The sequence below is a fragment of the Pelagerythrobacter sp. Soil_C_18 genome, assembly GCF_057657235.1.
The window spans coordinates 1-13,085 of sequence record NZ_JBDGIU010000010.1 but is presented as its reverse complement, the minus strand read 5'-3'; the positions used below and the strand labels follow the sequence as shown (position 1 = coordinate 13,085).

The window sequence follows — 13,085 nt, the reverse complement described above, 5'->3', positions numbered from 1 at the left end:
CCGGAGGCAGGATGATGCCCGAAGGGATGAGCCGAGAAGAAGGGATCGAGCGCGTGAACCGCGCGCTGCGGCGCATGTCCGGTCGGCAGCGCGAGGTATACCTTGCCGTGCGGATCGATGATGCCGACTACCGTGACATTGCTGCGCGGCTGGGGATCACCACCAGGCAGGTCGAGCGCGAGCTTGCCGCTGCGATCCGGCAGGTCCGCCGCGCGCTTCGTGAGCACTATCCCGGACCAAGATGGCAGCGCTGGCTGCGCTGGGTCGGCGACCCCGTCCGCTGGTGAACTTCCAGCCTCGCCGGCCACGGCCGGCGAGGCTGTGCTAAGCGGCATCCTGCCGCTAGGGTGAGGGAACCATGAAGACCAGCCTCGACCATCTGCCCGACCAGCAGCAGCAGGAGCTCGCCCGCATCCGCGAGATCCGCTCGAGGAGTTCGAGAAGGCGATCGCCAACGCGACGTCCACCCACAAGCGCAGCGGTAAGGTCTACAAGATCATCCTGTTCGGCTCCTATGCGCGGGGCGACTGGGTCGATGAGCCCGAGAACGGCTACCAGTCCGACTTCGATCTCCTGATCGTGGTCAGCCACGAAGACCTGACCGATATCGCCGACTACTGGTATATCGCCGAGGACCGGATCGCGCGCGATCCCACCATTGAGCGTCCGGTCAACATCATCGTCCACTCGCTCGACGAGGTGAACCAGGCGCTCGTCCGCGGCGAATACTTCTGGGTCGATATCGCGCGTGATGGCTGCATCGTTTACGAGCTGCCTTGTCATTCGCTCGCTACGCCCAAGCCGCTGACGCCGTCAGACGCGCATCGGATGGCGCAGGAGTATTTTGACGAGTGGTTTCCTACGGCTGATGGGTTTCTCGACACGGCGACCTACGTTCAGGGACAAGGCCGCTTGAAGGAAGCAGCCTTTCAGTTCCATCAAGCCACTGAGCGCTTCTACATCTGCTTCCTGCTGGTGCGGACGCTCTATTTTCCGCGCTCGCACAACATCAAGTTCCTGCGCTCACTCGCCGAGGACAAGGAGCCGCGGCTGGTCGAGGCTTGGCCGCGCGCGAGCAAGATCGACAGAAGGCGGTTCGAGCGGCTGAAGCGCGCTTATGTCGAGGCGCGCTACTCGGCGAGCTACTCGATCACCGCCGAGGATCTTGATGCGCTGTCTGTCCGCATCGCGGGGCTACGCGACCTTGTCGGCGATGTGTGCTGCGAGCGACTGGCGGTGCTGAAGACCGAAGCAGCGGCCTAGCCCCCAAGACCGGCTGAAGGGTGGCGTCCATGGCGCAGACATGCGCGTGCTCGGCAGGTTGCTCCTGCACTGCCGCCGGAACCCGTGTTCCTCCGTCTCCTGAGCCCTTGACCTACGGCCGGTCGAAGGCCTCGAAACCATCGCTGCGCGAGATTCTTCCCCGCCGCATAAATGCGGCTCCTCGCGGACCAACAATCTCGCGGCTCCGGTCCTTCGCTGACGCTGCGGCCCTTCGGGTTCGCGTCCTTCTTGTCCCGCCCGTTTCGGTCGGCCCATCGACAGGGAACGGGTCCCGGTCGACAGACAAGGAGAAAGCATCATGCCTGCCATCGGATATGTCACCGCCCAGGAAGACGGCACCTTCAAGGGGCAGCTGAAGACCATCAGCATCCGCGAGGACATCACCATCGCCGCCAATCCTCGCAAGGCCAGCGAGGTTCAGCCCGACTACCGGGTCTATGTCGGCGACGTCGAAATCGGCGCCGGGTGGAATCGGCGCTCCGAAGCAAGCGGGCGCACTTACGTCTCGCTCAGCTTTGCCGCCCCTGAGTTCGGGCCGCGCAGGCTCTACGCCAATCTCGTCCAGGTAGCTGGCGAGAAGCGCGACGACCGGTTCGCGATCCTCTGGAATCCGGCGGATTGAACGAACGGCTCCCGCGGCGCTGCGGCGCCGCGGCAGTCTCGCTCTGACTCCTATGCTGGTAGCGCCTTGCAAACAGCTGCGTCAGTAGCAGACTCCGCAACCTCTCGCGACGGTGCTATGACTTCAAACGAATAGCGCGACTCACCTACCGAATAGGTGAAGGACCAGCACTGTTCAGGGGGGGTATTCATGGCAACGCGTCCTTATCCGTCTTTTCTGATCTACCTCGACACGGCGAGAAAATTCCGTTGGCGCTTTCAAGCGGCGAATTACAAGACAACCGCCGACAGCGCAGAGGGCTATCACAACTTCGATGATTGCCTGAACGGCATACAAACGCTCGGGAGCCCCCATCCGGTCTGGCAAACAGACGCGGTGACGGCGCGCCTTAACCGCTAGGCTTTCGCCCCTTTTTCAGTTTCTCGTGCGGTTTGTGCGGCGTTGCCAATCTCCGCTTTTGTGCTGCCTCGCGGCGGCGCACGGTTTCCTCTTCGAAATAGGTTTCAGGATGACCAGCCATGGCAGTCGACCCTAAGATATCCGACAGTGAGGGGCTAGCGAGCCGATTTATGTGGTTCATCATCTTCTGGAACCACGCCGAAATGGTCGCGAAACAAATCGCCCAACTCCTCATGGGAGAGAGCACGATCAGCATGGCGATAACTGCCGAACTGGGCAACCGCACCCTCATGGAAGCAATTGAGGCGGCAAGCCACGATCTAACCGTCGAAGAGATGGGCAAGGTGGGAGAGCACCTGCGGCACTTTTCGAAAGGCTACAGCACCCTTCTCGGTTATCGGAACTTCTACATCCACGGCATCTACGGCACTCGAAACCTAATCCCAAAAGCCGATGCCATCCTGTTCACTATGGACGGCAAAGGGCGAGTGCGCTTCTTCAACCGCCACCTATCACAAGCGGACCTTGAGGCGGCTACGGGCGGCATCCACAAGCTGATTGGTTACGGGGCGGCTATTCAGCAAGAACTTGGCGCAACAGGCGATGGCCTTCTGAATCTTCTAGCAACCTACCAAGGATCGCTTGAAAAGCCCGATTGGCCGCCACCAATCGAGAAGACTCCGCTGTACCTACAAGGGCAAGAACCCTCGCCTCAAGAGCGACGTCGGAAATGGGGAAATCGGAGAAAATCTGCCTCTGCATGAGGCACCCGCGTTGCCTTTCGCTCTGGTCAGCATTTTAAAGAATTCCTGCGACCGACGTGCTATATCAGCGATATGGGGGGAGTTCAAAGCAACACGTCCAATTCGGGCTGCGGGTGGATGCTGCTATTCGGCATCATCCTTCTGATATTCGGGAAATGTAGTTCGGACCAGCCGGATGATGACGGCGTGACCTGGACGGAAACTGAGACTGCGTACGTCACGGCAAGCGCGCTCAATTGCCGGTCGGGCCGCACGACCGCTGCGCCGGCATCGACCCAGTTCTCCTATGGCGAGGAACTATCGATAGTCGACCGCCAGAATGGCTGGTCTCTTGTCGAAACGTTCAGCGGTCAGTGCTGGGTCTCAAGTGATTACCTTTCCAGCTCCCGGCCACCAGCGCGATCTACGCCAACTCCGCAAGCTTGGTACGCCCCGTCACCGGCTCGCGGGTCGCCTGGGCGATCCTGTGGCGCAGCGCCGTATTGCTCTGGCATGAGCTCGTGCGAGGAAGCGCAGTTCTACTATCATCAATGTGGCGTGGGGCGCCTGGACGGAGACAACGACGGCATTCCTTGCGAGAGCCTTTGCTGAATATCCAAACGCGACTCTCGGTCGCTTCCTTGGGTAAAGCGGGCCTGCACGACCCATCGAGCCTGCGTTACTCCTCGTCCAAGTTAAACGCACGCTTACCTCGCCGCCGCCACAACAGCATCGCTTGCTCGCCGCTTTCGCTGCGGAGCCTCGCCACTGCTTCGACCAATATTCCGAAGATCACCGCCCGATCGTCATCGGTCAGTTCGATGAGGCCTGCCTTGGCAACAAGTCCGCCCAGCTCGATCAGCTGCCGCGTGCGTTCGCGGCGCTTCACCTGCCACGCACGCGTGTCATGCCGCGCCCGCTTCGCCAGCAGCCGATGGCGTGCTGCCTGCATCCGCAGCGCTGCCGCTCGTGCGCCGATCGCTGCGCTGCGCAGCCCCTCGCGGCGACCTGCGAAAGAACCGCTCTCCGCGCCGCTGGCACTCGTCTTTCGGTGGTCCTTTGCCTTCGACCGTAAGCAGCAGCGTGCCCACAAGTTCCTCGACCGGCAGGGTGTCGGCGCCGGTGGCAACCACCAGCGTGCCGAACTGCCGCAGCTTGCGTTCTTTGAGTTCTTTCGCCTTCGCATTGAGCGCTTTGAGTTCGGCATCATAGTCGCGGGGTCTGCGCATGATCTGTCCTCCAGTTGATTGGTGGAGGTGGTCCAGTTATCGAGGCGCTCGATTAGCGGCAATGCCCTGAAATCTTGTGAGACGCGGCCGTCCCGAGAAAGATGAATTCTTTCGAGGGCGCGCTTATACGTCGTGCCGACGTCGCTTGCTTGGTGTAACTGGTATGGTCGCCATGGCGATCTACCACTTCTCCGCCAAAGTGATCTCCCGCGCCGCCGGTTCATCGGCGGTGGCGGCCGCCGCCTACCGCTCGGCCTCGCGGCTTCACGATCAGCGGCTGGACCGGCACCACGACTTCTCGAACAAGGCCGGCGTCGTGCATTCCGAAGTGCTGCTGCCGGAGCATGCGCCCGAGCATCTTGCTGACCGAGAAGCTCTATGGAACGCGGTTGAGGCAGCCGAAGTGCGCAAGGATGCGCAGCTCGCCCGCGAGGTCGAGTTCGCATTGCCGCGCGAGTTGGATGAAGCAGAGGGCATTCGCCTGGCGCGTGACTTTGTCGAACGCGAGTTCGTGGCGAGGGGAATGATCGCCGACCTCAATGTGCACTGGGATGTAGGCGCTGACGGCGAGGCGAAGCCCCATGCGCATGTCATGCTCTCGATGCGCGAAGTCGATGAGCAGGGCTTTGGCGCCAAAGTCCGAGACTGGAACCGCACCGATCTCCTCAGTCACTGGCGCGAGGCATGGGCCGAGCATGTGAACTCGCGGTTGGCCGAGCTCGATATCGATGCACGGATCGATCACCGGACATTGGAAGCACAAGGGATCGAACTCGAGCCGCAGAACAAGATCGGTCCCGCCGCCTCGCGCATGGCCGAGCAGGGGCTCGAGAGCGAACGGCTCGACGAGCATGTGGAGATCGCGCGGAGGAACGGCGAGCGTATTCTCGCCAACCCGGCGCTGGCGCTTGATGCGATCACGCACAGCCAAGCCACGTTCACCGCGCGCGACCTTGCGCGGTTCGTGCACCGGCACAGCGACGGCAAGGAGCAGTTCGACCAAGTGCTCAGCGAGGTGAAGCGCTCGTCCGAGCTGATGCGGCTCGGGCGTGACGGGCGCGGCGAAGAGCGGTTCATCTCGCGCGCAATGTTGGAGTGCGAGGACCGCCTCGAGCGGGCGGCGGACAAGCTCTCGATGCGGCGGCATCATAGCCTCCCGGCAGACACAATCGGGCGATCGATCGCATCCGCCGGGAGGCGCGGTCTAACCCTTGGAGAGGAACAGAAGACCGCGCTGGAGCGCATACTCTGCGGCGCCGACATTGCAAACGTCACCGGCTACGCCGGGACCGGCAAATCTGCCGTTCTGGGCCTGGCGCGCGATGGTTGGGAAAGCGCTGGATACCGCGTGCGCGGTGCGGCGCTGGCGGGCATCGCAGCCGAGAACCTGGAGAGCGGGTCGGGCATAGCCTCGCGCACGATCGCGAGTTTGGAACACCAGTGGGCGCAAGGGCGCGAGTTGCTCACCGATCGCGATGTTCTCGTCATCGATGAGGCCGGAATGATCGGCACGCGGCAGATGGAGCGGGTGATCTCCGAAGCATCGAAGCGCGGCGCCAAGGTCGTGCTGGTTGGCGATGTCGAGCAACTCCAGACGATCGAGGCAGGTGCGGCGTTCCGCTCGATCACCGAGCGGCATGGCAGCGCCGAGATCACCACCGTTCGCCGGCAGCGCGAGGACTGGCAGAGGGATGCGACGCGCAAGCTGGCGACGGAACGGACCGGCCAGGCGATCGCGGCCTATGATGAGGCAGGTCATGTGCATGCGTCCGCCACGCGCGAGGAGGCGCGCAAGCAGCTGATTGCGTGCTGGGATCGGGATCGGCAGGAGGAGCCCGAGAGCAGCCGCATCATCCTCACGCACACCAACGAGGATGTCCGCGCGCTCAACCAGGCGGCGCGAACCAGTATGCGGGTGGCCGGCGAGCTTGGCCGTGAAACTACCCTGCAGGTGACCCGCGGCATACGAACGTTCGCCGCCGGGGACAGGATCATGTTCCTGCGCAACGAGCGCGACCTTGAGGTGAAGAACGGCTCGATCGGGACGGTGCGAAGTGTGAATGCGTCCCGCATGCAGGTCGTGCTCGATGACGGGCGGAGCGTCGCGTTCGACTGCAAGGAGTATCGCGACATCGATCACGGTTACGCCGCGACGATCCACAAGGCGCAGGGCATGACGGTCGACCGGGTGCATGTGCTAGCGACGCCTGGGCTCGACCGGCATGCAGCCTACGTCGCGCTGTCGCGGCATCGGGACCGCGTCGATCTGCACTTCGGCAGAGATGACTTTGCAGATCGCTCGAAGCTCGTGCGCGTGCTCAGCCGGGAGCGGGCGAAGGATATGGCGCGTGACTATGCGCCGGCGCCAAAGGTGCCGGAGCCGGCGAAGAAGCGCGATCCGTTTGCGGGGCTTAAGCTGAGGATGGAGCCGCTGCCGGACCGTAAACCGCCTGCACCCGAAAGAGCCCTCAGTCCTCTTGATCGGTACGCGGCAGCTGCTCGCAGGCACCAGTCGAGGCTCTCAGCCGCGGTCGTGCGGCACGCGCGGATTGTGCGCGATATGCGCGCTGCGCACGCCCTGGGTCAGGACTACACCAGGGAGCAGGGCATTGAACTCACCGCAAGCCGCGCAGCGCTCGATGCTCTGCGGGCCCACGGGCGAACCGATCTCGAGAATGCATTCTCTGGCGATCTCAGGCTGATCGACGAAGCCGCCGGCGGGAACACCGACCGAGCCATCAACGCGATGGAGCAGCAGACCAGGTGGCGCACCGATCCCGAGATGCGGGCCGATCGCTTCGTTGCCGAATGGCGGCGCCTGCGCCAGCGGCGCGAACAGCTTGGCGGATGGCAGCATTTCGAAGAGCGAGATGCGACCGACTGACGGCTCACCGCCATGGCGCGGTCGGTCGAGAAGGACCCGCAGATGGGCGCGGCTCTGTTCAAGCGCGCCGGCCAGCTTGGGCTTAGCCGCGAATGGTCGATCGAGTGGTCACCAGGCAGCTTCGACGGCGGCATCAGCGATGAGCTTCAACGCTCGCGCCGGATCGCGCAGGCCTTGGGCCGTATGTTGGGGCGGGAACGGGGGCTGGGGCTTTGAAAAGCGCTATGCGCCCCGATATCGGTCGATCGACCGGTCCCGGTGCGGTCCCGAAACCTGCCATTCTTTCAGGTAGGAACCGGCGGCAGCTACGTGCCTTCATATCGCGCGTTCGGCGCCGCCGCACTCCGAAGGCAGAGATCACAGGTTCGAATCCTGTCTTCACAGGCGTGTGAGAAGCAGACAAGCCGCTCTCCGCTCACAACAAGCTGGATCGACGAGCATTTCGTTTACATCGAGAGGGCCTCGGCCGTCCCAACGTCTACTTCTGCGACGTGGGGCTGAGAGCTGACCGGCGGTAGACGGCCCAAATTCTGTCATTCGCAGCAGCGATTGCTAGGCGCGGCGGAGGTTCCGTGGTCAGGAAGAACCATGATGACTGTCGCGCAGAACAGCCGCCGCCGAGCCGTCGAGAAATGGGAGAATGCCGTTCCGGACGAAGTGGGAGAGTTCGGTCTCATTGTCGACGTCGAGGCCGAATCGACCTTCGGCAAGGATTTGCGCAAAGCCGTATGTGAGTGCGATGTATCCTACTGCCACGCCATAGTGGGCGGAATCGCACGCAGGCGCCGAAAGATCGGCATTGTCTCCATGGATGAAGCGAACGATCTCCCCGAACGACCGGTCTGAGGTCTCCACGTATTTGGCGGTCGTCTCGTGAGCCTGGGGGCGCAACATGAGGCGCATGAGCTGTCTGTTTTGCAAGCAGAACCGAATGAAGTCGATTGCGGCTGCGACAAGCAACTCCTGCTTGCTTCCCTCGGTAGACCAGATCGAAACTGCACGCGAAATTGCATGGTCGAGTGACGATGAGCCAATCAGAAAGAGAAGCTCGTCAAGATTATGAAAATGATTATAGAAATTAGCTGGGGCAACGCCGACCTCCCGTGTGAGTCTGCGAACGGTGACATTCTCCAGATCTTCGGAAGCAAGAATTCGTTCGGCGGCCTTGCGCAAATCGCCAGCAACTTTGCCTTTGTGATATGCGCGTTTCGGAAGCGCCGATTGCTCGTGACTTGATGAGTCGGACATCTTCTTGATCCTGCCTAACACCGAGCCACGTTACTATGCTTTTTCGGACACCGGGTCAAAGCCTCCTGACGGGCAGTAGAGACGAGGCTCTCTCGAAGTGCGCCCGGTGAGCCAACGCCGATGCTCTCTTCGCCACAAATCAACCAGTTGGCGAAACTTCTCATCTCGCCGCTACGCGAAATTGCAACTTGGCGGGCTAAAATACTCGCCGTTCACATGCCTGCCGTCCCTTTGAAGTGTGCGCTAAAGTGGCATTGTGGTGGTTAAGATCGAGGTAGTAATTGCACTTGAGCGTGTTAGCCGTAAGTAAGCTAACTAAAAAGAATTGTGAAATTTTGCCGATATAGCAAAAAAGTCCTAGACATGACCTAGAAACGCCGTTCATATTGTGTGCAGCAGTCGCATAGGGGAATGTGCATCGGGGGCGCAGGGGCGAAATCGTACATCTAGCATCTGATATGGTGCAGGGTCTTCGTGATCGATACTTCCATTCGTGGGCCGAATAACTTTGGTCGGCGGGGAGCTTCGTGCGTCTGCTGCCTCGCTCCCCGTTGAGAGGAGACGCAGTGATGGGTTTGTCGACAGAAGGATTGAAGCGGCGCGGCGGAGCGTCGTGTTTGGCCGGGCGGCGTGCCCAGCTATTCTCTTCGAGAGTGCCGATGCTGCGCGGAATCGCGATCGCTGCGGTGCTGCTGAGCGCCACGCAGTCGGCTGCCCAGTCGCAGCAGGCCGCACCCGCGCCGGCGCAGAACGTCGACGCCTTCCGCCAGCAGGCGGAGCAGCTCGGTGTCCAGCGCTGCGCCAACCTCTTCTCCACCGCCGGCGCGATGACGACCGCCGGCTCGACCTACGCCGTGCAGGTCCATGCGAGCGACGAAAGCCCGGACGCCCATGCGGTGCAGGGCGTCGCGGGCATTTCCTATGACACGCCCGAACTGCGCGGATCGGCCGCCGGCGTCGTGCTGGCCGCCCCGGTCGGGCAGAGCTGCGAAGGGCAGCTCGTGCGCGTCGCGCCGTTCCAGCAGCCCTGCGCCGAAGTGATCGGCCTGCTTCCAAGCGGCAGCACGCCGGCGGGCAATCTCGTGGACGTGCCACTCTACAACCTTGGCGGAAATCAGGGGCAGGCGATGTTGGTGAGCAGCGGAAATTCCTGTGTCGTGGTGACGGTCGCCCCCTTGTCGGGCGCCTAGCAGCAGGCCGGGTCCGGCCCGCGATGAAGCGGGCCGGCATCAGTGAATGTGAGTGTCGATGGGCCGGCGCACCCGCGTCTGGCCGAGGGGTTTCGTGTGTCCCGTTTCCGGTAGCCGGCGCGGGGAATCTACTACGAGGGAGTTTGTCATGCTTGGTCTCGATGCAGTCTCGAAGCGGCAACGTGGCGCGCGGTTCGCCGAAAACTGGATCGCGGGCGCAGGATGCAGTGCCTCCCAGCGGCGCCGGCTGATGTCCGTGCTGCGCATGGCGCACCGCGTGCTCGGCATCGACCGCAAGAACCTCGGCGTGGGCGCCCTCGGCTTCGGCGGCGGCGCTCGCGCGGTGAACGTCGGCGCGCATGACGCGCTCGTGCCCGGCGCCTCGGGGGCAGGCATGCGGCTGTTTACCGGTACGGCGCTCGCCTTGCTGTTCTCTTCGCCCGTGTTTGCCAGCACGCCGGTTGGCGGCGGCACGGTAGCCAATCCCAACGGCGGCCAGATCGCAATCAGTGGCGGGACCGGATGTTCAGCTCCAGCTACGACGAGTGGCACCACAAACACCGGCGGTATTGCTGTTGGATGCGACAGCCTTTCGAATGGCGTGAATTCGGTCGCGATCGGCGTCAATTCCGATGCAATCGGAACAGCAACGACCGCCGTGGGCGTCAGCGCGAATGCTTCGGCAACCAGTGCCACAGCACTCGGAAACGCCGCGAGGGCAACGGGGTCGAGCGCCACCGCTCTCGGCAGCGGATCGACCGCGAGCAACGTGAGCGCGATCGGGATCGGAAATGGGGCAGTTGCAAGCGGTTCCAATGCCACATCAATCGGATCGCAGAGCGATGCCACCGGCCTAAACAGCATTGCATTCGGTTCCGTTGCCCAAGCGACGAATGATCGGGCGATAGCGATCGGCCACCTAGCAAATGGGGGCGGCACCGCCGCAGTGGCTATGGGCGCGAGTTCGGTGGCCAGTCAGGCCAACGCGGTGGCGCTCGGCTATCAGTCAACGGCCTCTGGCGTCAACTCGATGGCTTTGATGGCGAATGCCGCGGCGATTGGCCAACAAGCCATCTCGATCGGAACGAACAGCGACTCCACCGGCCTGAATTCGGTTGCGCTGGGCGCGGCCTCGCAAAGCCTGGCTGAAAATTCCGTCGCCCTCGGCAGCACCGCGACTGCGAGCGGCCAAAACGCGCTCGCTCTGGGCACAGGCGCGCAGGCGTCGTTCGAACAGGCCACTGCAATCGGTCTTGGCGCCAACGCAGGGGCCGCGAACACCGTGGCTCTCGGTCAAGGCGCGACGGTCACCGGGGATGCGTCGCTGGCGATCGGCTACAACAGCTCCGTTTCGGACATCAACTCGATCGCCATCGGCAATTCGGCCAATGTTTCCGCTGCGAGCGCGACCGCGCTTGGTATCTCCGCCAACGCTTCCGGAATTGCCTCGACCGCGCTCGGCCGCAGCGCCATCGCAAGCGATCTGAATGCCGTGGCACTCGGCCGGAACGCCGCCGCATCGGCCGTCAACTCGATTGCCGCAGGTACGGGCGCAGTGGCTGACTCCGAAGATGCGGTCGCGATCGGCACCGGTTCAACCGCCACCGCCGGCAAGGCCGTCGCCATCGGTGCGGGCAATACCGCCAGCGGCAACGGCGCGGTCGCCATCGGCGATCCCAACACCGCGACCGGCGACGGCGCGGTGGCGCAGGGTATGGATAACACCGCCACTGGCAACGGCTCGGTGGCAATGGGCAACACCAATATGGTCGGCGGCGGCGGCCAGGCGGTAAGCACACCTGGGACGGCGGCGCAGGGCGCGGTCGGCATCGGTTATCAGAACGCAGTGGTCGGCCAAGGCAGCGTCGCGCTGGGCAGCACCAGTAGCGCGCTGGGCGCAGGCTCGCTCGCCTTCGGTGACACGGCCGTTGCGAACAATGCAGGTGATGTGGCGCTGGGCTCGGGCTCGGCGACAGACCTCGCTGTGGCTACTCCCGGCGTGACGCTCGGCGGCACCAACTATGCATTCGCCGGCGTCGCGCCGACCTCGACGGTCAGCGTCGGCGCGGCGGGCGCGGAGCGGACCATCACCAACGTGGCGGCGGGCCGGATCAGCGGCACCTCGACAGATGCCATCAACGGTTCGCAACTGTTCGCGACCAATCAGGCATTGCAGTCGACCATCGCGGGTGCTGCGGTTCACTATTACAGCGTCAACGACGGCGGTGTTGTCGGCGGCAACTACAACAACGATGGCGCGACAGGTGCAAACTCGATGGCCGCCGGCCTGCGGGCTTCGGCGGCCGGTGCGGGCGCGACAGCGCTCGGCGTAAATTCCCGAGCGGACGGCGGGGTCGCGGTCGCTGTCGGGAATCAGGCTGTTGCCACCGGACTGGAGAGCTTTGCATTAGGCTACCGAACCAATGCTGCTGGCGTAAATTCTACGGCCATCGGTAATCAGGTGGCTGCGCTAGCCGATGGCTCCATTGCAGTGGGCGCGAATACCGGGATTGCCGTCGACGCCGCTTCGACAAACGGTATCGCGATCGGATGGTTTGCGACTGTCGCCAATGCCCCCTCAGCCGTCGCTCTCGGCGACGGCGCATCGGCCACCATCACCGACTCCGTGGCGCTGGGCTCTGGCTCGGTGACTTCGGCGGCGGTTCCGACCGCGAGCACGACCATTCGCGGCACGACCTACAACTTCGCGGGCGCGACCCCGACCAGCGTGGTCTCGATCGGCGCCGTCGGCTCCGAGCGCCAGCTCCAGAACGTTGCGGCGGGACGGATCAGCGGCACCTCAACCGACGCGATCAACGGCTCGCAGCTCTTCGCCGTGCAGCAGTCGCTGCAATCGGCGGTCACTGGCGCGGCTGCGCATTACTACAGCGTCAACGACGGGGGGGTAGTCGGCGGCAACTACAACAATGACGGTGCCACCGGTTTCAATTCGTTGGCAGGCGGTGTGGACGCTTTGGCGGGTGGCGCCAATGCCACGGCAGTCGGATCTTCATCCGCCGCCACCGGCGAAGCGTCGCTAGCAATGGGTGCTTCGGCCGATGCAAGCGGACTGTTTTCGACAGCAGTCGGTTCAGGCGCTGTTGCAGCAGATCAGGCGGCTGTCGCGATGGGCAGGCAGGCCAGTGCTACCGGCACCAACAGCGTCGCGATCGGCCAGGCTGCCAGTGCAAGTGGAATAAGCGGCTCGACCGCAGTCGGCGCGTTAGCGGATGCGAGTGCGGTCAATGCGACCGCCATCGGTGTCGACGCGAACGCCTCGGCGCAGAATTCTCTGGCCATGGGCACCGGTGCGACGGCGGACGCCGTGGATGCTGTCGCGCTCGGCACCAATGCGACGGCGACCGGCGGCAAGGCGGTTTCGATCGGCTCGGGCAACACCGCCTATGGTGACGGCGCGGTCGCGATCGGCGATCCGAGCTATGCCAGCGGCCGCGGTGCGTTCACCGGCGGCGCGGACAACATCGC

The 13,085-nt window shown here is 63.4% G+C and carries 12 protein-coding genes and 2 pseudogenes; 11 read left to right on the top strand and 3 right to left on the bottom strand.

Annotated features, from left to right (window positions below):
• The 7 genes and pseudogenes from AC3A5N_RS15975 to AC3A5N_RS15945 form a co-directional block, all read left to right on the top strand.
• Positions 1-287 (top strand): RNA polymerase sigma factor (locus AC3A5N_RS15975; protein WP_487738310.1); only part of this gene is annotated, 287 nt, incomplete at its 5' end.
• Positions 288-447: 160 nt separating this feature from the next.
• A pseudogene (locus AC3A5N_RS15970) lies at positions 448-552 on the top strand (nucleotidyltransferase domain-containing protein); the annotation flags it as partial.
• A 27-nt stretch (positions 553-579) separates the two neighbouring features.
• A complete protein-coding gene (locus AC3A5N_RS15965; protein ID WP_487738309.1) occupies positions 580-1,263 on the top strand; it encodes a HEPN domain-containing protein in 684 nt (227 codons plus the stop codon).
• A 319-nt stretch (positions 1,264-1,582) separates the two neighbouring features.
• Complete coding sequence (locus tag AC3A5N_RS15960) at positions 1,583-1,906, top strand: DUF736 domain-containing protein (protein WP_487738308.1); 324 nt, start codon at positions 1,583-1,585, stop codon at positions 1,904-1,906.
• Between the two features lie 189 nt (positions 1,907-2,095).
• Complete coding sequence (locus AC3A5N_RS15955) at positions 2,096-2,305, top strand: DUF1508 domain-containing protein (protein ID WP_487738307.1); 210 nt, start codon at positions 2,096-2,098, stop codon at positions 2,303-2,305.
• 119 nt (positions 2,306-2,424) lie between these two features.
• On the top strand, positions 2,425-3,069 hold the full coding sequence (locus AC3A5N_RS15950) for a hypothetical protein (protein WP_487738306.1): 645 nt from the start codon (positions 2,425-2,427) through the stop codon (positions 3,067-3,069).
• A gap of 72 nt (positions 3,070-3,141) precedes the next feature.
• Entirely contained in the window at positions 3,142-3,660 is a 519-nt protein-coding gene (locus tag AC3A5N_RS15945) for an SH3 domain-containing protein (protein ID WP_487738305.1), read from the top strand.
• A 67-nt stretch (positions 3,661-3,727) separates the two neighbouring features.
• Here the strand turns inward: AC3A5N_RS15945 and AC3A5N_RS15940 are convergent, their stop codons facing one another.
• Complete coding sequence (locus AC3A5N_RS15940; RefSeq protein ID WP_487738304.1) at positions 3,728-3,937, bottom strand: conjugal transfer protein TraD; 210 nt, start codon at positions 3,935-3,937, stop codon at positions 3,728-3,730.
• A 16-nt stretch (positions 3,938-3,953) separates the two neighbouring features.
• Positions 3,954-4,277 (bottom strand): conjugal transfer protein TraD, encoded by a 324-nt coding sequence (locus tag AC3A5N_RS15935; protein WP_487738303.1) that lies wholly within the window; start codon positions 4,275-4,277, stop codon positions 3,954-3,956.
• A 145-nt stretch (positions 4,278-4,422) separates the two neighbouring features.
• On the opposite strand from AC3A5N_RS15935, the gene traA reads away from it, so the two are divergent.
• Both traA and AC3A5N_RS15925 read left to right on the top strand, forming a co-directional pair.
• Entirely contained in the window at positions 4,423-7,161 is a 2,739-nt protein-coding gene (gene traA, locus AC3A5N_RS15930; protein WP_487738302.1) for a Ti-type conjugative transfer relaxase TraA, read from the top strand.
• A 12-nt stretch (positions 7,162-7,173) separates the two neighbouring features.
• Positions 7,174-7,377, top strand: coding sequence for a hypothetical protein (locus AC3A5N_RS15925; protein WP_487738301.1), 204 nt, complete (start codon positions 7,174-7,176; stop codon positions 7,375-7,377).
• A 360-nt stretch (positions 7,378-7,737) separates the two neighbouring features.
• On the opposite strand, the gene AC3A5N_RS15920 is transcribed toward AC3A5N_RS15925, so the two are convergent.
• Complete coding sequence (locus AC3A5N_RS15920; RefSeq protein ID WP_487738300.1) at positions 7,738-8,409, bottom strand: TetR/AcrR family transcriptional regulator; 672 nt, start codon at positions 8,407-8,409, stop codon at positions 7,738-7,740.
• Positions 8,410-9,068: 659 nt separating this feature from the next.
• On the opposite strand from AC3A5N_RS15920, the gene AC3A5N_RS15915 reads away from it, so the two are divergent.
• Positions 9,069-9,599, top strand: a complete 531-nt coding sequence (locus AC3A5N_RS15915) for a hypothetical protein (protein ID WP_487738299.1) — start codon at positions 9,069-9,071, stop codon at positions 9,597-9,599.
• A 148-nt stretch (positions 9,600-9,747) separates the two neighbouring features.
• Positions 9,748-13,085 (top strand): annotated as a pseudogene (locus AC3A5N_RS15910) (hypothetical protein); the annotation flags it as partial.

Excerpts from the sequence above, each read along its gene's own strand:
- AC3A5N_RS15960 (WP_487738308.1), top strand. The coding sequence starts at position 1,583 with ATGCCTGCCATCGGATATGTCACCGCCCAGGAAGACGGCACCTTCAAG.
- AC3A5N_RS15955 (WP_487738307.1), top strand. The coding sequence starts at position 2,096 with ATGGCAACGCGTCCTTATCCGTCTTTTCTGATCTACCTCGACACGGCG.
- AC3A5N_RS15920 (WP_487738300.1), bottom strand. The coding sequence starts at position 8,409 with ATGTCCGACTCATCAAGTCACGAGCAATCGGCGCTTCCGAAACGCGCA.
- AC3A5N_RS15915 (WP_487738299.1), top strand. The coding sequence starts at position 9,069 with ATGCTGCGCGGAATCGCGATCGCTGCGGTGCTGCTGAGCGCCACGCAG.
- AC3A5N_RS15945 (WP_487738305.1), top strand. The coding sequence starts at position 3,142 with ATGGGGGGAGTTCAAAGCAACACGTCCAATTCGGGCTGCGGGTGGATG.
- AC3A5N_RS15935 (WP_487738303.1), bottom strand. The coding sequence starts at position 4,277 with ATGCGCAGACCCCGCGACTATGATGCCGAACTCAAAGCGCTCAATGCG.
- AC3A5N_RS15925 (WP_487738301.1), top strand. The coding sequence starts at position 7,174 with ATGGCGCGGTCGGTCGAGAAGGACCCGCAGATGGGCGCGGCTCTGTTC.
- AC3A5N_RS15950 (WP_487738306.1), top strand. The coding sequence starts at position 2,425 with ATGGCAGTCGACCCTAAGATATCCGACAGTGAGGGGCTAGCGAGCCGA.